This window comes from Herbaspirillum sp. alder98 (assembly GCF_020179755.1).
Taxonomy (GTDB): domain Bacteria; phylum Pseudomonadota; class Gammaproteobacteria; order Burkholderiales; family Burkholderiaceae_D; genus Herbaspirillum.
This window is the reverse complement of the sequence record NZ_JAIUCY010000007.1, coordinates 107394-130421: the sequence shown is the minus strand read 5'-3', so window position 1 is coordinate 130421 and position 23028 is coordinate 107394. Positions and strand designations below refer to the sequence as shown.

The window sequence follows — 23028 nt, the reverse complement described above, 5'->3', positions numbered from 1 at the left end:
CTTAATCAATAGGGGCTAACTTTACCAGCAAAATCAGTATTTTTGCGCCCCGTCCGTCTGTGCGGTTCTGGATATCGATCCTTCCCCCGTGTTCTTCCACGATTTTTTTGACCATCGCCAGCCCGAGACCCGTGCCACGCGGCTTGCTGGTGACATAGGGCTCGAATGCGCGCGCCAGGATCTTGGCCGAAAACCCGGGGCCGTTGTCCATGATCGATAGTCGCACCGCGCGCTGACGGGTGCCATCGGCCCCGGCGATGTCGATCTGCTCGGTGATGACGTCGATGTGCGGCGCCTGTTGCGCCTCGTCGGTCACGGCATCCTGGGCATTCTGCAGCAGGTTGTGGATGACCTGGCGCATCTGGGTCGCATCCCCCATGACCTTGGTCAGGCCGCCGGCCAGCCGCGCGTGGATGGTGTCGCGGCCATCGCCGGCCAGGTAGAGGTTGAGGATTTCCTCGATCAGTGCGTTCAGGTCGAGCGCCTCGGGCTTGGCCGGGGGCGTCTTGGCATAGTCGCGGAAGTCGTCGACCATGCGCTTCATGGCGGCCACCTGGTTGACGATGGTGGTGGTGCCTTTTTCCAGAATGGCGGCGTCGTTGGGCATGAGCTTGTCGGACAGCCGGTGCTGCATGCGCTCGGCCGACAACTGGATGGGCGTAAGCGGGTTCTTGATCTCATGCGCCAGGCGCCGCGCCACTTCGCCCCAGGCCAGCGAGCGCTGCACCGAGATCACGTTGCTGATGTCGTCGAACACCACCACATAGCCGACGCCGTTGTGCACCGGCAGGTGCGAGCCGCGTGCAAACAGCGTGATCTTGTCCTGGTCGGGCTTGCCGGCGTTGCCGTGGTCGCCATCGATATCACCCAGGGCGCCGGGCTGGCGGGGTAGTTCGATCTGGCGCTCCCAGTGCAGCGCGTCAGCCGGGCTTTGCGCCGGATTCTCGGCACTGTGCTGGGCGCGCTGCTCGGAAAAGGCGCGGATGATGGCCTGCGCGAAGCGGGCCTGTGGCTCGATGGTCTGCAGCGGGGTGCCGACGTCGCCGCCAAAGTCGTGACCCAGGATGCGCCGTACCGAATCGTTGCTGCTGACGATGTTGAACTGGTTATCCAGCACCATCACCCCGGCCGACATGTTGGCCAGCACCGATTCGAGGTAGGCCTTGGCGTTCTCGAGCTCGGCGCGGTTGCGTTCCACCGAGGTGCGGGCCTCAAGCAACTGGCGCGTCATGGTATTGAACGACTGGGTCAGCGTGCCGAGTTCGTCGGAGGTGCTCACGATCGGGCGTGGCGACAGGTTGCCCTCGGCCACCGCCTTGGTGCCTTCGGCCAGCAGCAGCAAGGGCTTGGCCAGATCACTGGCGATCAGGAAGGCGCTGGCGATGGCCGCGAAGATGGCCAGCAGCAGCGTCAGCGTCAGCGTCACCAGGTAGATCTTGCGCAGGCCCGAGCGCGACACCGAGCGTTGCTGGTATTCGCTATAGGCCTGGCGCAGCGTTTCGGCGTTGGTCGCCAGGTAGTCAGGCACCGGCTGCATGATCTGCAGGAAGCGGTTTTCGTTCTGCAGCGACAGCCCGCGACTGGGCGCGGGGATCATCACCACCACATGCAGGCGCAGGTTGGCGTCGGCGCTGGATTGCCCCTCCGTCGGGCGCGAGTCGTCGCTTTCGACGGCGGCAAAGCCCCGCGAGATACGGGCCTGGCGCAATGCCGATGGCGTGGGCAGCGTCGGCGAAAGGGTGCCGATGCTGCCTCCCACCGATGCCATGGCCTGACCGGCATTGCTGACGATGACCACTTCCATGTTCTGGTCGCGCTGGCGCGACAGGTAGGTGACCTGCTCGGAATCGCTCATGTCCGACAGTTCCTGGGCCATGCTGCGTGCCCGCGCCGACAGATCGGACAAGGATGAATCGAGCGCGTTGCGCCCCAGGTTCAGGCCCGACTCGAGCGCCGCTTCCATGCGCACGTCGAACCACGACTCGATCGAGCGCGACACGAATTGCACCGACATCAGGTAGATCACTGCCCCCGGCAGGATGCCGATCAGCGCAAACATCAAGACCAGCCGCGCCAGTAGCCGCGAGCCGAACTTGCCCCGCCGGTAGCGCTTGTAGAGCCGGGTCAGCAGCAGCAGCACCAGGATCAGCAGCGAGATCGCCGCCAGGCCGTTGAGAAACAGGAGCCAGGGATAATGCTGTTCGAACAGGGCCGAGTTTTCGGAGGCCGACGCCAGCAGGAACAACAACACGCTGATGACGCCGCCGCCGACCACCAGCAGATAGCGTAAGGTGCGACTCATTCGGGTTTGTAGGTGAATTCGATCCAGTCCGACGACAGGCGCCAGTCACTGTTATTGAGCGCGTTGATCTGGAACGGCTTGGGCAACTGTGCCACGTCCAGGCGCATGCGCACTCCCACCGTATAGGTATCGCCCTGCTTGAGGGTATTGGTATCGACGATGAGCCAGCGCGGCGGACGACGCACCAGTGCCATGGCATCTTCCAGTGTGCTGAAACTTTGCTGCAGCTGGCCGCTGATGGCGGTGTGGTACTGACGGGTCAGCACGTTGTATGAAATACGCACGGTACGCGAAGCCGAGACATTGGTCTCGTCGAACCAGTACCAGCGGTGGCGGGTCATCTGCACTTCGGTCGTGAAATACAGCGGCACGCCCCGCGTGAGCGCATCTTCGAGCCCACGGTTGAGTTCGAACGAGAAAGCCAGCGACAGCCGGTATCCCGGGTTGCTGGCCTCGATCGACGCCTGGTCGACCGTGATCTCGGCCGCTGATGCCGGCGCGGCAAACAGGCACAGCATCAGCGCCAGCATGATCCCGCTCGCCCAGCGCCAAAGTCGCGCGATGACAGCGGCACCGGCACCAGGGCCGGAGCGCAGACTAGGGGGAGGAGAGGCCGATTGCGTCAAATTCATGCACCAGTTTTTTGGAACAGCGCGTAAAACAGGCCATCATGGTCGGTTTCTGCGCTGGCAGTCGGCAAAAGTTGACCTGGAGCTGGCAGTCGAGTGGCGTTATTTCTTTGCGCGAAAGCATTTGCCTGCTGTTCCGATTCGAGCGGCCACAGCGAGCATGTCACGAGCAGCAATTTACCATCCGGGCGCAGCATCTGCCAAAGGTTGTCCAAAATTTGCGCAGAAAGTGTTGCAAGCTGCTCGGCGTCGGTCTTGCGACGCAGCCAGCGGATATCGGGATGACGCCGCACGATGCCCGAGGCGGTACAGGGGACGTCGGCCAGGATGCGGTCATAGGCTCGGCCGTCCCACCAGCCGGCGCCCGGCGCCAGGCCGCCGATACGCGCGTCGCCGGCGATCAGCCGCGCCTTCAGTTGCAGTCGTTGCAGATTCTCGTTGATGCGGGCCAGCCGGCGCGCGTCGTGGTCCAGCGCATCCAGTTCAATATCGGCGTATTCGAGCAGGTGCCCGGTCTTGCCGCCAGGAGCGGCGCAGGCGTCCAGCACCCGCATGCCATCGCTTACATCCAGCAGCGGCGTCGCCAGTTGGGCGGCGGCGTCCTGCACCGACACCACGCCTTCGCTGAAGCCGGGGATCTGCAGCACCGGCACCGCCCGTTCCAGCCTGACGGCCACCGGCCCCACCTGACGTGCGGCCATGCCGGCTGCGGCCAGCGTGGCCAGGTACTGGTCGACGGTGCTGCGGCGGCGGTTCACACGCAACGTGAGGGGAGGTTCCTGGTTGCCGGCATGCAGGATGGCCTGCCATTGTTCAGGATAGGCGGCCTGCAGGCGGTCGATCCACCAGGTCGGATAGTTCCAGGTGCCGGGTGGCGTCTTGAGCGCTTGCGGCATGAGCGACACGCGTTCGCGCAGGAAGCGGCGCAGGATGGCGTTGACCACGCCCTTGGCAAAGCTCATCGCAGGGCTGGCGGCGGCCGCCTCGACCGCCTGGTCGACCACGGTAAAGCCTTCGTAACCGGCGTCGTCATTGTCCACCAGCAAGGCCAGCGCGCAATCGAGCAGCCCTTGCAGCACTTCGGGCTGAGGCGGCTTGTTGGCCAGCAACGCCAGCAGGCTGTCGGTGACGCCACGGCGACGCATGGCGCGGTAGCTGATGTCCTGGATGGCGCCGCGGGTCGGGGGCGCCGCATCGATACGCTTGAAGACTGCGGCCAGCGCTTGCGGCAATGCACTGCCGGCGCGCACGGCGGCAACTGCCTGGGCCGCGTAGGCCAGCTGGTAGGCCAGCGAATCGGGCTTGGCCGAGGAAGAAATAAGGGAGATCTGGATCACGTGTAGGTCTATGTGCTGAGTGCTGGCCGAATGCCCGCGCACGACCGCGGGGCCGGTTACCGGCGAAGAGCGCAAGTGTACCAGCGACCCGTGCGCCAGCACCAATCGATCAGCTGGACATTGTCATGAAAGCCACGTTATCGGCCTGGTTTGTCGGGCATCGGCAGAAATCAGCCGCTTCGGCTACAGTGGCTGCCTTTGAAACAGGCGGTCGCAGCCGGGCCGACATCGCACATGCAAGCCGTCCCACTCGAATCGCCCTTGCCCCAGGACATCCCGCGCTGGATGGTGATGCTGCTGGCCAGCGCCTGCGGCATCATTGTCGCCAATCTCTACTACGCCCAGCCCCTGGTCGGCCCGATCAGCGCCGCCACCGGCATCTCGCCGGCAGCGGCAGGCCTGATCGTAACGCTGACGCAGGTCGGCTACGGCCTGGGCTTGTTGTTCATCGTACCCATGGGCGATCTGTTCGAGAACCGGCGCCTGGTGCTCTGCGGGCTGGCAGTCACCTGCCTGGCGCTGGTGGGTGCGGCCCTGGCCAACAGCGCGCCGCAGTTGCTGGCGTCGATGGCGGTGATCGGTCTGAGCACCGTCGGCGCCCAGGTGCTGGTGCCGTATGCCGCGCATTTCTCGCTGCCGCACACGCGCGGGCGGGCCGTCGGCAATGTGATGAGCGGGCTGTTGCTGGGCATCCTGCTGGCGCGGCCGGTGGCCAGCCTGGTCACCGACCTGTTCGGCTGGCACGCCATCTTCGCCATATCGGCCGTGATGGTCGCGGCACTGATGGTGGTGCTGGCGCGTTACCTGCCGCGTCGCCAGCCACCGGCGGGCATGCACTACGGCGCATTGCTGGCATCGATGTGGACGCTGATGCGCACCACGCCGATATTGCGTCGCCGGTCGTTTTATCACGCCATGCTGTTCGCCGCCTTCAGCGTGTTCTGGACCGCCTCGCCGTTATGGCTGGCCAGCCCCGAGCTGGGCCTGTCGCAGCGTGGGATCGCCCTGTTTGCCCTGTCCGGCGTGATCGGCGTGATCGCCGCGCCAGTGGCCGGGCGGATTGCCGATCGTGGCTGGAGCCGCCCTGCGACGGGCACCGCGTTGCTGTCTGCAGCGGTGTCTTTTCTGGTGCCGCACCTGGTGCCGGTCGGCCGCGAGTGGTCGCTGGCCGGTTTGCTGGTGACTTCCCTGTTGCTCGACCTGGCGGTGGCCGCCAACCTGGTGCTGAGCCAGCGCGCCATCTATGGGCTGGGCGCCGAGATCCGCAGCCGTCTCAATGGCCTCTTCATGGCGACTTTCTTCGCCGGTGCGGCCGCCGGTTCGGCGCTGGGAGGCTGGATCTACGCCCAGGCCGGCTGGTCCGGCGCCAGCTGGCTGGGTTTTGCGTTCCCGTGCATTGCCCTGCTGTACTACCTCACGGAGCTGCGCTCACCCCGCTGATACGGAGCATTCCCGCAGACTCGGGCGAAAAAAAGGCCGACGCGGTGGATGATCGCGTCGGCCTTTTTTACAGCTGCGCCCGGACGGCGCCGTTATTGGTTATTCGGTGATCAGACGCCCCACAGCACGTCGTGATTGCCCTTCTGCGCTTCGCGCAGCATGTCCAGCAGCGGATAGGCGCGTGCCGAAAACGTGACCGGCTCGATTCTTTCGTGGTTGTGATCATCGTGGGCGTCGTTGTGATGGGCGTGAATATCGCGCTCCAACGCTTCAACCGCTTCGTGGTTCTTGCTGGCAACAATCTGCTTTTCGAGCAAAGCCACCGCATTGCCCGCCTCGGTCGCGGAGATGACGCCACGGGCAGCGTCCTTGTGCAGCAGGTCGAGAATCGGTTTGGCGTGCGACTCGTACATCACCACATCGGCGGCCGCTTTTGATTTGAATGTAATCAGCATATTTCCTCAGGGTCTTTGATTGCTAAAAATGTTGCTCCGGCCAACCATCGGCAACGGCCTACTAGGATACTGCGGCGGTTGAAGTCCTGTCATCCGCTGGTGGGCCATTCAACTTGGTTTGAAAGAGGCGAAAAAGGTTTCAATATTGTCATTGTTGAAAGACTTTTCGTCGCCCATCATCATCACCTGAACCACCCTCCCCTGACGCGCCAGCAGGCGTACCAACAGCCGCTGGCTCCGTCCGCCTGCCGCGCCGTGGGCATCGACATCGACAGTGCGCGTATTGCCTTCGAGCTTGCCCGGCAACTGCGCCGGCGAGCCCTGCTGGGCGCCGATATTGGCCAGCAGCGCGTCGCGCATGGCGTCGAGGGTCGTTGCGGCCCGGGCGGCGTCGCCCAGATCGGCAGTCGCCACTGCAAACGTGATGCCATCGGTCTGGGCGGCAGTCATGTGCATCTCGACGCGCAGGCTGTCCAGCGTGACCTGGCGGCTGTAGTACGCGGGTTTGGCCGGCAGCAGCACGACAAAATCCGCGCCGTGGCCCGGCTGGGGGCGCACTTCACGCCAATTGTAGGTCGGCGAACATGCCGCCAGCGCCAGCGCCAGCGCCAGCAGCAGCGGCAGGATGGCCAGCGCGGCCAGTCGCCCTGCTGTTCGCATCAGTTGCATTCGTTCCGATAGCGCTGTTCGGCGTCGGCCAGCGGATCGGCGGCGACGCTGCCGACATAGGCCGACTGCCCGTTACGGCGCGCGCTATCTGACGGCAACGGCCGCGATTCTGCGTGCGGCATGCTGCGCGCCCGGTCCATGCGCATGCGTAATTCACGGCAGGCCGGGCTTTCGCTGTTGCCCTGGTTCAGCCCCGGACGTGGCGCCTCGCCCGGCTGGGGAGCGATGGCCTTCCTGACATCGGTGGCATAGGGATTGAGGTAGTTAGCGCTGCCTTGCGCCACCGCCACAGGCGCGGCCAGCAGCATGACTAATGGGAAAGAGAGCGGGAGCGACAGCAGTCGGGTAAAGCGAATCATCAGGATCCTCAGCGAGAAGGCGCGATCAGGCTGCGCTGAATAATCATATCAAAGTGGTATGAGCTCGCCTGTTCTGATCGGGCGGAATCACAAAAAAACAGAAATTGTCCGACAGTGGGAGTTCCCGGCTTCCGGTATAACGGGTAAGCGAGAAAACAACCATTACAACAGGAGGCCTTGATGCAGTCCGACCCTACCCCGCTTCCCGAACTGACCCTGCGCGGCATGATCCTGGGGGCGATGATCACGGTCGTCTTCACCGCCTCCAATGTCTATCTTGGCCTGAAGGTCGGCTTGACGTTCTCGTCGGCGATTCCGGCGGCGGTGATCTCGATGGCAGTGCTGCGCCTGTTCGCCAACGCCAATATCCTCGAGAACAACATGGTGCAGACCCAGGCATCGGCGGCCGGCACGTTGTCGGCGATCATCTTCATTCTGCCGGGCCTGGTGATGATGGGGCACTGGCATGGTTTTCCGTTCTGGCAGACGCTGGGTATCTGTGCCGGGGGCGGCATGCTGGGCGTGATGTTCTCGGTGCCGTTGCGGCGGGTGATGGTGGTGCAAGGCAATCTGCCCTATCCCGAAGGCGTGGCGGCAGCCGAGATCCTGCGGGTCGGCAGCGCCGATGCGGGGGGCGGCGAAGAAACCCGGCGCGGGTTGCGCGACATCCTGTTCGGTGGGACGTTGGCGGCCGGTTTCAGCCTGGTGGCCAGCGGCTTCAAGGTGTTCGCCGAAAGCCTCAGCCTCTGGTTTGCCGCCGGCGCCTCGATCGTACGCTTGCCGTTGGGCTTTTCGTTGGCGCTGGTCGGCGCCGGCTATATGATCGGCATCGTCTCGGGTATTGCCATCCTGATTGGCCTGGTGATCGCCTGGGGCATCGCCGTGCCTTATCTGAGCGCAGTCACGCCTCGCCCGGACGGTGCCACGCTGGCCAGCGTGGCCACCGGCATCTGGAGCAGCCAGGTGCGCTTCATGGGTGCCGGCCTGATCGGCGTGGCCGCGATCTGGACGCTGGTCACGCTGTTCAAGCCGATGGTAGCGGGTGTGAAGGCTTCGCTATCTACCCTTTCGCGTCGCGCCGAGGGCAGTAGCGAGCGTACCGACCGCGACCTCTCGCCGACCTGGATCATCATCATCAGCCTGGCCATGATTGCGTTGCTGGCGGTGGTGTTCTGCAGTTTCCTCAGTGACGCGCCGTTGTCGACCGGCTTGTTTGCCGCACTGGTGGTGTATGCGGTCGCCTTTGCCTTCATCTTCGGTTTTCTGGTGGCGGCTGCCTGCGGCTATATGGCCGGGCTGATCGGCTCGTCGGCCAGCCCGATTTCGGGCATCGGCATCGTGGCCGTGATCCTGGTGTCATCGTTGTTGCTGGTCTCGGGCGCCGTCGATTCGTTGCTGGCAACCCCTGAAGGCAGCAAGCTGGCCATTGCCATCGCCTTGTTCGTGACGGCCGCCATCATTGCCGTGGCCGCCATCGCCAATGACAACCTGCAGGACCTCAAGACCGGCCACCTGGTGGGGGCTACGCCCTGGCGCCAGCAACTGGCCTTGCTGATCGGCTGCGTGGTGGGGGCGATGGTGATCCCACCGGTGCTCAACCTGTTGTACAACGCCTATGGCTTCACGGGTGTGCTGCCGCGTCCCGACATGGATCCGACCCATGCGCTGGCTGCGCCCCAGGCCATGCTCATGACGGCTATCGCCACCGGCATATTCACCCGCGAGCTCAACTGGACGATGTTGTTCGTCGGCGTGATATTGGGCATGGTGCTGATCGCCATCGATCATTTGCTGGCGCGCCGAGGTGGCGTGGCGCGATTACCGGCACTGGCGGTCGGCATCGGCATTTACCTGCCGCCCACGGTGAGTACGGCGCTCTTCATTGGTGCGGTGCTGGGCTGGGTGATCGATCGGCAACTACGACGTCGCGCCATGGCGCTTGGCGTCGAACCCGAAGCCTATGCGGCCAAGCCGCGCCAGCGCGGCATTCTGGTGGCGTCGGGTTTGATCGTGGGTGAAAGCCTGGTGGGAGTGTTGCTGGCTGGCGTGATCGGCATTACCGGGAGTAATGCGCCATTGGCACTGGCTGGGGGGAGTTTTGAGCAGGTCGGGCAGTGGCTGGGGTTGCTGGTCTTTGCGTTGATTTTGTGGCTGATCGGGCGGCGGGTGCTGGCAGCCTGATCAGGCTGCTCCGGCGGGCCGAGGCATCCTTCTTAAGTCCGTTAATGAGCTTACCTCTCCCGCAACGCCCGCCGATACTGAATAGCCTCAGCCACATGGACCCGCTCCACCCGGGGCGCGTCTCCCATGTCGGCAATCGTGCGCGCCAGCTTCAACACCCGGTGATAAGCCCGCGCCGACCAGTCCAGTCTTTCCATGGCCCGTTGCAGCAAGGCCTCCCCTGCTTCGTCCGGACGGCAATGCTGATCGATCTCGCGCGTGCCCAGCAAACTGTTAGGTTTTCCCTGTCGTTGCAGTTGCCGTTCAAACGCGGTCGCCACGCGCGCGGCGATGGTTGCCGAATCTTCACCGGTAGCAGCAGTCGACAACTGCGCCGCCGGTATTTGGCCGACCAACACCTGCATATCGATGCGATCCAGCATCGGGCCTGAAATTCTTCCCTGATTGGACATCACCAAAATTAAGCTAACGCCTAAAACGAAATAAATCACAGACTTAAGGGGCGTGAGCTTAATAAAAAATCGGCCGAAAACGTCACAGTTGCGCTGATTTTTGTACTGAACTGCGAATTGTGTCCGAATAGCCCGATTTTTCGGCTATTCGGCGCTTGGTTCGCTGTATTGCCCTACGTTGCGTATAGCGAGATGTGAGGTGCATCCCCAGGTGGCTTTTTTATGTTTTTCGGCGCAATTCGTTCACTGCTTAACCGTTCTTGCGTTCTTTCTTCTTTTCGACGCTCTTTGCTGTTGCAAGGAGCGTTTTCATCACACTGGGATTGGCCTGCACGAGCCTGGAATCCTCAGCCTCGTACCCGTACAGTTCCTTCAATGCCTTTACAACGCCGGCCGACCTGGAAAATCCGCCTTCGCAGTGGACCACTAAGGTGTGTACAGTCTCTGGAAGCGCTTTCACAAACTCAAGAATCCCCTCCGCATCCTCCTTGGTCATGGCGTCCGGAAGCTTTTCAGCTGCCCGCGCGGAGAGCTCGCCAAGGAAATCGACGTCTGCGAAGCTGAGCCTCAACAGGTGCTCGTACTCCGGTAGCTGGGCTGGGCCTTTTTCTGGCGCCGTGATGGAAATCATGGCCACACCGCGTATCAGAGGTATCCGTTCAGCGTCACCTCTACCCAGCGCGAATATCCGTCTGCCTTGTGGAGGTGGACGGTATAGCTTGGCGACGACATCTTTGACTCTGGTGTTCATCAGATGAATCTACTCCAACGGAGTGGGTGCCGGTCAAGTCCTGGCTACCCTTATTTTCCGTCGTCGGCGCCAGTATCCGTTGTTTCATCTTTCCGCTGACGCCCAGCACGTGCCTCAGCCGAGGCTTTCGCCCGCTTTTTACCTAGCTCCATCGCCTTACGGACGTCTCGCTCAATGGCGCCCAGGTCTTGTTCAGGGTTCGCCAACTGCGCCAGTTCATGGTCTCGCCGGAGGAGCCACAGTGCGGTGGCTAGGATGCCGACGCTCACTGTTGGGTCGCCGGCCTCGAGGCGCTGGAGGGTGGGGATTGAGACGCCCATACGACCGGCCCAGACCTTGAGCGACTCCTTCCTGCGCAGGCGGGCGACTGCGAGGTCTGCGCCAAGCTTTTCGAGGGCAGATTGGGTCGACGGAGGGAGCTGCCAGATGGCGCGGGGACGCGGAGGCATATATACGAATTAACATTATACGTATAGCTATACTTTCATATTTTGCCCTGAAGAGGGTGTTTTCTTTTATTTCAAGGATGGCTTACTTACGCGATGTCTAGTCGTAGTTGCATCCAATGCTTCCACTTTCGTTTGCTGCCAGCTGTTAGCGAGTCGAGCGTGCCCGGAGGCGTTTCCCGAGTTCCGTACAGACTACAGACTTCACCCTAGGTTGCCAACTTAGGCTTCAGATTCATGAGCTTTATCTATTAAATCTCTCATTAGTGCTCAATATAGTGGGCCTTGTAGTTCTATTTTCTGCTGCAAGTTGTAATGAGCGACGAGTAGCGGGGCCTGTCAACATTACTGTTTGTCCGATGTATCATTGAGCAAAAGTGGCAACCAAACAGTGATATTGGTGGGGGGCAAGATTGGACGTTGTTTCCATTTCAGAAATACTAGCTGCGCAGGGCTTAGAGCATCCAAATTTGAATGTACTGCAAGCGACTGAAGCACAGTACACGGCATTGCTTATTCAGCCTGAGGGGAAAATTCTCATAAAGCCCGATTTCATCGGGAACGCGCGCCACAATGAGTCAGAGCGGAAGATGTATGAGTTTTTACGTCATGCTTCTGCATTGGCACCGAGTCCCGACTTGGTGGTGTGTCCGGAATACAGCATGCCCTGGAATGCGCTGAAGAGAGCCATTGATAACGGTGTCGTTCCCGGAAACGGCCAGCTCTGGGTACTTGGATGTGAAAGTTTGAGATTCGGTCAGCTCAATGAGATACGTGAAGCTCTAAACGGACAGGTCATCATTATTGATGACGAATCGTCCGTTGAAGAGCTGACTACCCAGAGCTATCGAAATCCGCTTGTCTATCTCTTTCAAACACGCGCAGTTGTAAATGCTCAGCCCGCGCTCGTGATGATTGTTCAATACAAGACCGCTCCATCTGGAGACGCAGCTAACACCGAAGCAATCGGCATGATGCGCGGACGTTATGTGTATCGATTTGGACGTGCCAATGAAGTTAGTCTAATCACGCTAATTTGCTCAGATGTGTTTGACTTCAATCAGGCGATTTGCGCCGCTGTTCATGACCGACTTCTCCTTTTACATATTCAGCTAAATAACAATCCTAGGCATATTTCTTACAAGAGATATCGCCAGTATTTGTATGAACTAGATGCCGATACTGAGCTCCTTTGTTTGAATTGGGCAGAGAATATTCAGTCGACGGACCGTGTGGATGGGGCATTTACGTCCTGGAGGAATATTGGGGGCTCATGCTGGTACACCCGTGCCCCAGAGTTCGATGCCTCTGAGCGGACAGTAAAGGCAAACCATGGTGCTGGCGTCTACTACACACGACATCAACCCTTTAGAACGCACGTATTGCAATTTGACTACCGTGAGCGCGTGTTCTTCTTTCAGGCGACGAAAGTTTTTCATCATGCTGTTCCTAAGGCTAGGTCTAGGAGAACCGGACCTAAAGCACTTAAGACTTTCGTATGGTCCAACAATACCTGGACTGAAGCGATTCATCCCCGCGATTTACCGAACGATGGCTTCAAGGCTTCTCTAGGGGCCGCGGCGGACCGATATGCAGATATCGTCAAACTTCATGAGGATTCTCCCTTGGGGTTAGAGCGGACACTAGCTGTTACTGCAGGGGAATTGGATAGCGGCTCGGAGTGGCACGCGATTCAGAACATAGATTCGATTCGTATTGGAGAGGACGAATTCATCAATAGGGTTACCTTCGCTCAGGACCCTGAAGGCAGAATGTTCAGAATGAATAGACTGAAGGCTGCAATAGTCTTAGCCGGTCTACAAAATAGAAACTACGAGTGGCCAGTGGAACTGCAGTTCTTGAACGAAGGTTTTGAATTCGTTTCTCCGCCAAGTCCGCATCAGCACCGGAACATCAAAGCAAGTGATAGCACCTTAGCTACCGTCGTGTATTTGGGAGAGGTTCTCGATACGTCGATTTTGGATATAGTCGACCAAAAAATGCGAAAGATTGTGGCGGGGGAAATCGCTGAGCCGGACCGTGTTCTGTCAGATTTGGACATGCGAAGTTTAGTCCGTCAGCACCAGGCTAGAGCCGCGTCGCGATATTGCCTTCTATATGTAGATGATACAAAAACGGTCGCATATAGAAATCCGCATTATTTATCTTACGCGCAGCCGCTCAACTCCTCTACGCCCGATTTCACAAATCCACTAGCGTCGCCACTTACTAGAGAACAACAATGAGAACCATGGACTTTCAGGTAGCTAGAGAGAAAATCGGTGTCAAATTCCAAGGCGTCACAGACGTGTCAGAAGGTATCTATCGCGGCGTCAGAAAGCGTAATCAACTTGAGTTTGCTGCATACGTTTTTGATGTGACAAATAGTCTGCCTCACACTGAGGGAGAGCTGAGCAAGTATCTTGACCGAGTGGTCGGTCACAGCTATTTCGACGAACGTAATGCCTCTGACCTTCGTTGGAATAACTATTTGTATTTTGTCGTTAATGGTGATGTGAAAAATAGTGACGGCTTCAATATAAAGAAGAGAGCTATTGAAGCAAACAGAAGCTATGCACGGAAATTCATTATCTCGGAAGAGGATTTCGATGAAGTTTTGGCAGAGTTGGATTCCGTCGCCACCAGTACGCGTCAGATTCAAGTTGGAAACGTCCTAGAAACGTGGACGGAAAAATTAGACCTGCTTGGCCTTTCTGAAGTCATATCAACTGACCGTCCCATTAGCGAAATCGTCAAGACAGTTTCTGGCGGGCAGACGAGAACAACCTCACGTAGCAAACGAGACACAGGTCTGTTGACAGCTTCGGCGCTAGTTTCAAGTCATTTATCTGCCTTAAATCTCCAGAAATTCGGACGAAACTTGGCATCAGTAGATTTTGATGACCTAGGGAGAGTGAATTTGCTCTTCGGCGCAAACGGTGTGGGCAAGACGTCGTTTATGGAGGGCCTAGAATTTCTTTTTTGCGGTCAAAACCGTCGGTCGAAGCTTGCGCAAGATATCACAGTGGAAGCGCGCCTAAAATCGGGAGAGGTCGTTGTTACAAGTAGTGTTCAAGACTCCAACGACTTTAGAACTCGCCAGCGACGCTGGTATGGGACAAATGACAAAGGCAACGAAAATTTCCTAAAAAATCAGTTTGCGCGATTCAATTTTCTAAATACCGACGCCGCCGCAGAGCTCTCTTTGCTAAGTGGAATTCAACGTCGCGGCATAAAAAGCGACGCCGAAAGTCTCGCAGACTTGTTGAGTGGACACGAAGTAACCGAGGTTTGGAAGCGTATAAACCAAGTTAACCGGGACATTATTGAAGAGCTTCGCGTACAGAAACTTACAGCTGAAACCATACGTGCGAACCTGAAAGTCGTGGAAGAGCAAATATCATCCGCTACTGATGCTCCTGTAGAGTCTGATGCGGCTTTCAGCATATTGGAGGAGGAATTAAATAAGCTCGGTTGGAAAAAATCTCCAAAATCCATCGATGACCTGAAGGAAGGTGATGTTGATGACCTTGTGCGCGTTGCCGGCAATTTAGGAATTATCAGGCAGCTCGAGTGGATGCAATCTTCGGTAACTCAGACTGCTATAAGAGATGAGTATGAAAGATTGACCCCTATTAGCAAAGTGATAGACGAACTTCTCGATGATGAGCGCGCGAACTATGAGATGGCGAAATTACTGGTTGTTGAATATGCTGGCGCGCACAACCGTGTTCAAGAAATTGACAAAATTGACTTAAAGTCGGCGGATGAATTGGTTAATCTGCGCAACAGTTTGGCGGAGAATGAGAAAGCTTTTGCAGAGGACTCTTTGGCCTTTAGCAGGCTACCGCGTGGAGACCTAAAGACTCTTAGCATAAGCACTTTCAATTCTCTTTCTATCAAGCAGGCCATAGCGGAAGTCGAAGAGCAGTGTAACCATCATCAATTGAGTTTGGCAGAATTCCAAGGTTCACTCGATACCCTGAGTAAGACTAAGTCACGACTTCAGCAAGAAATTTCGCGATTGTTCGAAGCAGCGTCCTTCGTACTTGAGCATCAGCATAGTGATGACCAATGCCCGCTTTGTAGAACGAATTTTGCTTATGGAGAGCTTGCTGAGAGGATGCGCTTGGATGTGACTTTCTTTGGGGAGGAGGACTTACGTGCCACAGCTCAAAAGGTCGAAGCTGAGCGCGAATCTTTTAACAATGCAGTCGAGAGACTAGAGCTATTGAATTCCTTGCGTTCGTTCTGTCTGGCTCGTGAAGTCGATACTTCAAAAGTGACCGTTACGCAAACTGTTGAAGAGGCCAATAGACTTAGTGTGAAAAGGACTAAGCTTCTGGCGGAAAACTTTGATATAAACACCGTGCTCGCATCTCTTGGAGAACTAGGCGTAACTGTGGAGAGACTAACCGAGCTATGCCTGCCAATTGATGGACGTATTTTGGATGAGTCGCAGCAGCTCGATTTGCGAGCTGCTCGATTGCGCGCCCAAAAAATGAGTGAAGATATTGAAAAAGAATTGTCTGAGCTTGATGAAATAAGTGCCCTAAAAAGAAAACAAATTCAAAAGCATTTTGAGTCAGCCGGGCTTACTACTAATTCGCCAGCCAACGGCCTTGCCGGTAATTTGAAGGAACGAATTACGTTACTTATCCTGGCAATGGCATCGATTGAAGAAGTATTTTCTGAGATTGCAATAAGTCAGGATTCAGATTTGAAGATGACGTTGGCCACCATTAGTTCAGCCGTTCTTTCAGCGAAAAATACTATTAGTCTATTCGAGCGAGACAAAAAGTATATGGATGCGATATCTGATTTGCTCCGAGATAGAAGTAACCATGAAGCATCGTTAGATGGGGTCGAACAAGCGATTCAAAGACTTAAAATTGCTCGTGATGGTCTTGAACCTATTATTGCTCGTGATTCGCTGGAGAACTCAACTGCAGCCGTTATAAAGGCCACTCATAAAGTGGCAGGAACTGTTTTTAATCGCATCCATATTCCAGCTGAATATCGTATCGCTGACGATGCCGCTGCTCCTTTGGTTCGGCGAGACGACAACAAGCCCGTAACTCTCAACGAGATTAGCACTGGGCAACGTGCGGCCTACGCTTTATCGATGTTTCTAGCTATGAATGCGATGGTAACTAATGGTCCGAAGGTGATTATGTTAGATGACCCGATTTCTCAGGTTGACGATTTGAATGCATTGTCATTCTTGGACTACCTTCGGAATTTGGTTTTGAGCTCTGATAGGCAAATATTCTTCGCGACCGCCGACGCGAAGATTGCAGGGCTGTTCATGCATAAGTTTGCCTTTCTTGGTGACGAGTTCAAGTTGCTCGAACTAGGGCGATAAGTTCAGAGAGTTAGATTTGCTAAGAGGTATTTTTTTGTGATGCGAGTCTTTCAATCGCAATCTGCACTTTCGTCTTGACCGCCGGCTCAGTGGGCTCCCACTCCGTTGGAAGTGCGTGCACGGCCGCTTTGGGCACGATGGCCATCTCGTAGCCCAGGCGGTCGAGTACCGCCATCAAGGTGGTGACCTTGTAATCCGATTCCCCGCTAAGAACTCCGGTCAGCGTCCTTCTGGCAATGCCGGCACGTTCCCGCAGGTCCTGCTGCGTTACCTTCTGCTTTTTCATTGCATCGCGCATGAGAGTGGCGATGTCTCCTAGATTTCGCATATATGTCTCTGGAATCTCAGTTCAGTGATGCGCAACAAAGTAGGATTTAATCGAAATATCCTACTTTAATGGCCATGTCTTGCCGTGAGCGCGGGCAAGCTTCACATCTTCATCCGCATCACGGCAGAGTTGGACGGCCTCGAGCGCTTCCCTGGTTTCCGCCTTGTCGGTCACAAGGAGATTCAGGCCTAATCCTTCAAGCACGGTGAACAGCAATTCGATGTTCGTCGACTTCCCGTTTTCCAATCTAGAGAGCGTACTCTTGGAAATGCGGAGTTGGTCTGCGGCGTCAATCAGTTTGATGCCGCCGCTCGTTCGGCGGTGCCGCAGTATTCGACCCAACGCCTCCATGCTCGATGCGTGCGGATGACTCTCTTCTTCCGCAGTCTTTATCATCCTTCCCATAATTCCCACCTTTAGTGATTAATGACGCTGTATGGCGGCGCCAAGGCAATTGGGTCTCGTAAGTGGGAATAATGGCGCCGATGCTCCACCGCCATTCCCCTTCTCTCGAGCCTATTGTAGGAGGCTCGCTGCTGAATGCTAGGTTGGGGGCAGCGCTATACCGCGTTATACCGAGTTCGGATAATTATCTGTATTCAGATAATTGGGTATAGCGGGTACAGGGAGGTGCACCTGCGTCGAGAGAAATCTCGGGTATGAGACGAAATCTGTTCCAATATCAGGATTGCCATGACAATTTCGACACCATGACTAGCCAATCTCGCAAGAAGCAGGCGCCGGTACAGAAAGGGAACCCCCACGGTCTGACGAAGAACCAGCATATCTTTCCGAAGAAAGGGCTGGAAAGGTTTGCTGTTGCTGATTTTGTTCATGTGATACTCATTAGCAATCCGAACCCTTTTCGAGTCAGTACCAAACACGAAATCTTTTGCGCATATCGTGCGTGGGACCAGAAAGCAGAAAAACTGGATGGCAAAGGGGTTGAAGATGACTTTGCGAAATTGGCCGACCAAGTAGTCTCTGGCGAGGTGCAAGAGCTGGACGCATCAATGAACATGGTGGCAGTGGATTTTTGGGACCTTATGAATGAGCGGTACAAGGCTCATATCACCCCGCTTGAAGACGTAACGTTCCCGGGCACAACTGCGAACAACTTGACTATTGACCAGCAAGAGCAGTTGGAAAGCAACTATGTTTCGTTTGTTGGCCCTGACGGGAAAATGTCTGGCCGCGTGATTGCCGGCATTCATATGTACGGCCGGCGGATGTACCGCCGGCGTAGTGAGGTTCCTTCGTGGGGAATATGGCGGGCGCAAGAGGGCGAGTTCATCGTCCCAGATAGCTTCAGCGAAGGAATGGGCATACCGGTATCACCTTCAATCTGGTTGATAGCAAACGAGCCAAACCGCACCCTTACCTTCATGGACGTTGCCGCACTGAATACGTCTCTGGTTTCACAAGCCCATAAGTATGCTTTTGCGCGCGATTTTGCCAAAGCTCCGGTCTTGGAACGTGCCGGTGGTTGAGTTTGGGCTGACGAAGGATGCGTGACTTGAATCAGGCAAGGGCTCACCAGGGGGGGATGCAGTGAGTGGCTTTCACGCTAATGCATACCGGCCCACTTCTTCCCTATGGCCACGTATGAATAATGCGCCAAAAAATCATACGTGGTTTCAGACACGGATTGAGAAATCGAAGTGCTTTTCGGACACGATTCTGAGAATCTACGTACTTTTCGGACAAAAGCACCATAAATCGAAGTAGTTTTCGGACAAGCCGGGACAAATCGGCGCCTCCTTCGGACACACGATGCCCTGCTTAGAGAGCAACTTGTTTCAGTTGTGGGACGGCCTAAACTGATTTCATCGACTCCACGAGGAAGCGACATGGAACATGAATTCACTCTTCGATTTAGCCTGGACATGGCCGATGTTGCCGGCGATGTGAACGACATCGTTGAGCGGCTCGGAGAGGCTGGCTGCTTAGACGCTTTAGTGGGGATAGGGACCCCGGGGAAGATAGCTCTGGATTTCTCTCGCAGTGCAACTTCGTTGGAGCAGGCAATTCGCAGCGCTATTGCGGATGTGAAGACTGCCATCCCGAGCGCGGAGCTGTACTCGACCGAGCCTGTACAGGGCGGAGAGAAAGTCGATGAAATCCTCATGAAGAAGCTGGCCGTCATGGAGAGTTTGATGACCGAGCTCGTGAGCTGGGTAGAGCTGAATCAGCTTACGCACGCCCAAGCTGCGGAAAGGCTCCACGCGAAAACCCAACGCGTGGACGAGATATTCAAGATGAATCCGCGAAATTTCACCATCGATTCCCTGGTGGACATGCTGCTGCGCGCGGGAAGACACGTTCGTTTTGAGATATGCAAAGCACCCACCTGTTAATCGAGGAGTTCTCAGTGCCTTCCGGCATCCACCCGGGCGAGTCGGTGCATGTGCGCATTCGTAGGGACCTGGCCTTTCGCCCTGGATGCCTGCTGAACAGCAACTATCTAGTCGACCTGCATGTAGGTGCTTCCTGCCGGCTTGCCAAGAACTACGCTGGGCTGAGTCTCCGAGTCGCCAACGAGATAGCGCTCCGGTACCTGTTGGAACATGTAGACGGTATTGCCCCCGATTTGCATTAAGGTTTGCGGTAAGAACGCCAGCTTGGTAACCTATATTAAAGGACCCCTTCAGCCGACTCGAGGGGTTGCCCGCCAGGCGCTGCTTGGCCTAGCAACCGCTAGGTAAGAGGAATCGGACCCGATGGACCAGAAGCCCCGCTAGTCGGGGCTTCTGCATTTGTGCTCAATAAATAGGCAATCCCGCCTGCGCCCAATCAGCAAGCAGCGTGGTGAGCCAACAACTTGAGTTATCCACAGATTTTTCCAGCCAAAACGGGGATAAGTACGCAGTCGGGTGCCTTTTGTGGATTGCTTGACACGAGCTCGACGGATGACTAATCTTGTTTCCAGGCTACCTGGACCCAACTTGTCGTCGAGTTAAACAGGTGATGCATTTCAGTATTTCCTGACCTTCAATCCGAGGTCGGTGCTTAAACGACGAACGCCGGCCATATAGACGATTGAGGTGTATCCATGGCGAGCATTCCGCTATCAACCCAGGCCGTTAAGGCCGTCAAAACAGACCTGACCAAATGGTTCGATGAGTGCAAATCTGCTCATCTCTCTGAAGCTCTGGCTTATGCGCTTGGCTTCAACACAAACGCTGCCTTGCTCAAAGAAATAGAACTACAGGGTAATGACCCTCTGTTCTATATCGTGGATGAAGAACGACTAACAAAGCGCCTCAATGCCCTGGGGTATCCAGTAGCGAACGACTTCTTCTTTGATGCGGCTGATATCCCCGAGATGCGGGAGACGTTGTGTCTGCGGTCGTTTGACATTGAATATAAGACCAAGCGGCAAAAGGCCTGGCGGAACCTGATGGTTTCGGCCGTCAACGAAGCGTTACGCCGTCGACTCTTTTCGCTTCGTCCTGACGACAACCGTTGGCCATCGCATCAGACCATGGGGTCTCATATTTTCGAGTTTCAGTTGACCACTGGTGACCTTGCTCGGGTCAAAGTGAGGGATATCGGCTATTCGGAAATTGCGGTCGAGGTGATGCTGAATCCACGAACGGGCGGTAGCCCCATCGCTTACTATGCGACTCTACAGGAGTGCGACGCCGTTGCGATGAGTTGGCTGGAAAGAAGAGATGGCGCTTGGCTGCAAAGTGCGATGGATTCGTTCCGCTGCAAAAGGCCGGTTTTGGAAAGGCTGTTCTCACTTGAAGTCGAACCGCTGGGCTTTGGTGATAAAGGCGCCGTGAAATAGTCCGAAGCACGTGGAGCCGACCGCTAGGTCGGCTTCTTTTCGGACGTTACACCAGCTGTTGTCGTCTCCATTAAGTCAAGATTCCCGTTATGCTTTCGCGAAAACGCAAACAAGGGGAAATGCATGGGGGCTTGCAAATTTGTCTTGAAGGCCGTAACAGGCACAATCATGGCTGCCGTGATGGGGGTATCTGCGGCGCAGGCGCCAGCACTACTTCTTTTCGGGGGGCACAGCCACGACAAGTTCTTGGGCTGCTTGAACTGCAGCGAACACGACAACGGTTCGGTCTGCAATGAGTACGGCTCGTATGGTTCAGGCTACAACTCTGACAGCATCTGGAATAGTTACGGCCAATACGGCTCAAGCTACAGCTCTCTTTCCCCTTGGAATACGTACGCTAGTGACCCACCGGTGATTGTGGACAGGGATGGTCGCTTCTATGGTTATTTGACGGCCAATGCGTACCGCCCGAAACGTACTGAGATTAAGGGGCTTGTCGCGCTTACTGATGCTGCGGAGAAATTCAATGACTTGGACAAGCTCCGTGAGGCGTTTTGCCGGAGGTGAGTTTGGGCCACTGGGGCCGATGCGGAATGAGATGGCCGCCCAATATCACGGTTAAACCGTTGGCGCCACCACTTCAGCGACCGAGTATCTTCAATGATGACGCATCTTTCTTACTAACTCAGAGCCATGCCTATCAAGACCATCCCGGCCATCGATGCCGTCATCCAGAAGTTTAACGTTGCTGATGTGCCTCTGGATTTCTACGCAGTGATTGGCGAACTCTCTGGGGCACGGAACGCACTGGAGGACGAAGAATTGCGGGAGGCGGCTTATGTTGACCTCGCTATTTTCCTTCTCAATATCAGTGTTGGTAATACGGCAGAGAATCCGTGGAACTGCTATTTTCGGCCGGGTAGTTCAGCTACAGGAAAAGACGGGGCGATTATCTATTTCCCCGATATTTCATATTTGCCGGCCGGCACTATTGACTACTGGTCTGAGCGGGCAGCCAAGGCCGTAAACCAGACGATGAAGGCTCGATATGCTGATGCAGCTTGGGAGCTCACACCAATCGTCGAGAAGGGGCGGCGGCGGAACATCGACACATGCAAAATGGCGATTGATGCGTATCTCAGTTCAGCCCGGTTTGAGCAAGGTGCGGATATTTGGGACGGTCTGAATGGCGCCAAGCGTGCTATCGACTTGGCTGCAACAATTCGTGACTCAGCACGCGTTGCCGAAGCACGTGCTGTCCTGTTGGAGCTCCATCGCCGCGATATGGGTTGGTGGCATCAGATATTCGACTATCTGATGGACAATAAGATGGCTGGGCTGACCGACAAGGAAAGGGCCGAATTGGTTGGCGATGTCGAGTCGATTCTGCTTTCGAACGCGTCTGTAGAGCCAGGAAAATTCAACCCACATGGTGCCGAGATGGCTGGGGGCGCTCTGGCGCGATACTACGGCAAGCTGTCGGAGCCGGCCGAGGTCAAACGAGTACACATTGTGGTCGCAAAGGTTTTCGAGCACGCCGCAACGCTTGGTAAGGCGCAGCTGGCAGCATCGTTCCTTCAGACCAGTCTGAATCAGTATGTTTTGGCATCTGAGCCGGCGGAGGCAGAGCGCGTGCGAATTCTGATGCAGGAGAAGATACGGCAGTCGCATGATGAAATGGGGACTTTCACAACCCGAACCGAGATTTCCAAGGAAGAAATCGAGAAGTTCATCGGCAACCATGTCGTAGATTCTGACATTCAGACTCTGGCCAACATCACCATGGAGTTTTTGCCACGTATCGGACGCTTGCGAGCACGCATTCAAGACTTGAGAACAAATGAGCCACTCTTTGCGATGTTGACTCAGGAGCTTGTGAGAGACAACATGGTCGCGGCGAAAATTGGTGGCGTGGATGATGACCCTGGCGGTCGGCTCCTCCAGGAGGCGCTAAAGGAAATGCAGTTCCGAGGGCCGTGGCTCAATTGGGTGGTTGACGCGGCTATCAAGAAATTCGATTTCAAGAGTGGCCATTTTGTTGCGTGGGCAAATCGAGGCAAGTTGTTTGAGAAGGACCGTCTGTCATTGTTGCAGCATGGCTTTGAAGCCTGGCTTCATGAGGACCATGTAACCGCACTTCACGTTCTAATTCCGCAAATCGAACATGCATTCCGCGAATTGTCTGCCAGGGTGGGTAAGGCGACGACAAAACCATACGGCGCCGTTCCGGGAACCAGTGTTGCCATCAATATGGGCGACGTGGTGTTCGCCAACGGGACGATGGACTCAATAGGTCCCGTGGGTGAGCCGCTAAAGCTTTATTTGCAGGCTTTGTATGTCGACCCGCGTGGTTGGAATCTGAGAAATAGGTTCGCGCATGGCTTATTGGGGCTCGATGATATCGCTCCGGTATCAGTGCTTTGGTTGGTTCACACGACCATGTTTTTGGGTATGGTCATGCAATTTGTGGAGAAGCATCAATCGCAGGCAGCAGAAGCCGGAGAATGAAGCGGGCGCGAGC

At 56.3% G+C, this 23028-nt stretch carries 19 protein-coding genes; 9 read left to right on the top strand and 10 right to left on the bottom strand.

Annotated elements, in window-relative coordinates:
* Position 1: 1 nt before the first annotated feature.
* From LBW87_RS16890 to rsmB, 3 genes are all read right to left on the bottom strand, one after another.
* Positions 2–2302 (bottom strand): sensor histidine kinase, encoded by a 2301-nt coding sequence (locus LBW87_RS16890; RefSeq protein WP_225202631.1) that lies wholly within the window; start codon positions 2300–2302, stop codon positions 2–4.
* A complete protein-coding gene (locus LBW87_RS16885; RefSeq protein ID WP_225202630.1) occupies positions 2299–2832 on the bottom strand; it encodes a DUF4390 domain-containing protein in 534 nt (177 codons plus the stop codon). The genes LBW87_RS16890 and LBW87_RS16885 overlap by 4 nt, the downstream gene beginning before the upstream one ends.
* Before the next feature lie 98 nt (positions 2833–2930).
* A complete protein-coding gene (rsmB, locus tag LBW87_RS16880) occupies positions 2931–4268 on the bottom strand; it encodes a 16S rRNA (cytosine(967)-C(5))-methyltransferase RsmB (RefSeq protein WP_225202629.1) in 1338 nt (445 codons plus the stop codon).
* A gap of 234 nt (positions 4269–4502) precedes the next feature.
* Here rsmB and LBW87_RS16875 point away from each other — a divergent pair, with 234 nt between their 5' ends.
* Positions 4503–5708 carry an MFS transporter gene (locus LBW87_RS16875; RefSeq protein WP_225202628.1) on the top strand — a complete coding sequence of 402 codons (1206 nt, stop codon included), beginning with the start codon at positions 4503–4505 and terminating at the stop codon, positions 5706–5708.
* 110 nt (positions 5709–5818) lie between these two features.
* On the opposite strand, the gene LBW87_RS16870 is transcribed toward LBW87_RS16875, so the two are convergent.
* From LBW87_RS16870 to LBW87_RS16860, 3 genes are all read right to left on the bottom strand, one after another.
* Positions 5819–6163 (bottom strand): DUF1840 domain-containing protein, encoded by a 345-nt coding sequence (locus LBW87_RS16870; protein ID WP_225202627.1) that lies wholly within the window; start codon positions 6161–6163, stop codon positions 5819–5821.
* Between the two features lie 108 nt (positions 6164–6271).
* Positions 6272–6823, bottom strand: a complete 552-nt coding sequence (locus tag LBW87_RS16865) for a hypothetical protein (RefSeq protein WP_225202626.1) — start codon at positions 6821–6823, stop codon at positions 6272–6274.
* Positions 6823–7191, bottom strand: a complete 369-nt coding sequence (locus LBW87_RS16860) for a hypothetical protein (protein ID WP_225202625.1) — start codon at positions 7189–7191, stop codon at positions 6823–6825. The genes LBW87_RS16865 and LBW87_RS16860 overlap by 1 nt, the downstream gene beginning before the upstream one ends.
* Positions 7192–7371: 180 nt before the next feature.
* On the opposite strand from LBW87_RS16860, the gene LBW87_RS16855 reads away from it, so the two are divergent.
* Positions 7372–9372 carry an OPT family oligopeptide transporter gene (locus tag LBW87_RS16855; protein ID WP_225202624.1) on the top strand — a complete coding sequence of 667 codons (2001 nt, stop codon included), beginning with the start codon at positions 7372–7374 and terminating at the stop codon, positions 9370–9372.
* Between the two features lie 50 nt (positions 9373–9422).
* Here LBW87_RS16855 and LBW87_RS16850 read toward each other — a convergent pair whose 3' ends face one another.
* Complete coding sequence (locus tag LBW87_RS16850) at positions 9423–9794, bottom strand: hypothetical protein (protein WP_320442739.1); 372 nt, start codon at positions 9792–9794, stop codon at positions 9423–9425.
* Positions 9795–10074: 280 nt separating this feature from the next.
* Positions 10075–10575 carry a hypothetical protein gene (locus LBW87_RS16845; protein WP_225202623.1) on the bottom strand — a complete coding sequence of 167 codons (501 nt, stop codon included), beginning with the start codon at positions 10573–10575 and terminating at the stop codon, positions 10075–10077.
* 859 nt (positions 10576–11434) lie between these two features.
* On the opposite strand from LBW87_RS16845, the gene LBW87_RS16840 reads away from it, so the two are divergent.
* A complete protein-coding gene (locus LBW87_RS16840) occupies positions 11435–13267 on the top strand; it encodes a hypothetical protein (protein ID WP_225202622.1) in 1833 nt (610 codons plus the stop codon).
* 5 nt (positions 13268–13272) lie between these two features.
* Positions 13273–16386: a hypothetical protein gene (locus tag LBW87_RS16835; RefSeq protein WP_225202621.1), complete on the top strand. Its 3114-nt coding sequence runs from the start codon at positions 13273–13275 to the stop codon at positions 16384–16386.
* A 19-nt stretch (positions 16387–16405) separates the two neighbouring features.
* Here the strand turns inward: LBW87_RS16835 and LBW87_RS16830 are convergent, their stop codons facing one another.
* Positions 16406–16672, bottom strand: a complete 267-nt coding sequence (locus LBW87_RS16830; RefSeq protein WP_225202620.1) for a helix-turn-helix domain-containing protein — start codon at positions 16670–16672, stop codon at positions 16406–16408.
* Positions 16673–16774: 102 nt separating this feature from the next.
* Entirely contained in the window at positions 16775–17119 is a 345-nt protein-coding gene (locus LBW87_RS16825; protein WP_225202619.1) for a helix-turn-helix domain-containing protein, read from the bottom strand.
* 254 nt (positions 17120–17373) lie between these two features.
* On the opposite strand from LBW87_RS16825, the gene LBW87_RS16820 reads away from it, so the two are divergent.
* The 5 genes from LBW87_RS16820 (at position 17374) to LBW87_RS16800 (ending at position 23015) form a co-directional block, all read left to right on the top strand.
* Positions 17374–18204 carry a hypothetical protein gene (locus LBW87_RS16820; protein WP_225202618.1) on the top strand — a complete coding sequence of 277 codons (831 nt, stop codon included), beginning with the start codon at positions 17374–17376 and terminating at the stop codon, positions 18202–18204.
* Positions 18205–18564: 360 nt separating this feature from the next.
* The gene (locus LBW87_RS16815) at positions 18565–19071 is read left to right on the top strand and encodes an XRE family transcriptional regulator (RefSeq protein ID WP_225202617.1); all 507 of its coding nucleotides are present in this window, start codon (positions 18565–18567) and stop codon (positions 19069–19071) included.
* Positions 19072–19766: 695 nt separating this feature from the next.
* Positions 19767–20507: a hypothetical protein gene (locus LBW87_RS16810; protein WP_225202616.1), complete on the top strand. Its 741-nt coding sequence runs from the start codon at positions 19767–19769 to the stop codon at positions 20505–20507.
* 168 nt (positions 20508–20675) lie between these two features.
* On the top strand, positions 20676–21074 hold the full coding sequence (locus LBW87_RS16805; protein ID WP_225202615.1) for a hypothetical protein: 399 nt from the start codon (positions 20676–20678) through the stop codon (positions 21072–21074).
* A 126-nt stretch (positions 21075–21200) separates the two neighbouring features.
* A complete protein-coding gene (locus LBW87_RS16800) occupies positions 21201–23015 on the top strand; it encodes a DUF4209 domain-containing protein (RefSeq protein ID WP_225202614.1) in 1815 nt (604 codons plus the stop codon).
* Positions 23016–23028 lie beyond the last annotated feature (13 nt).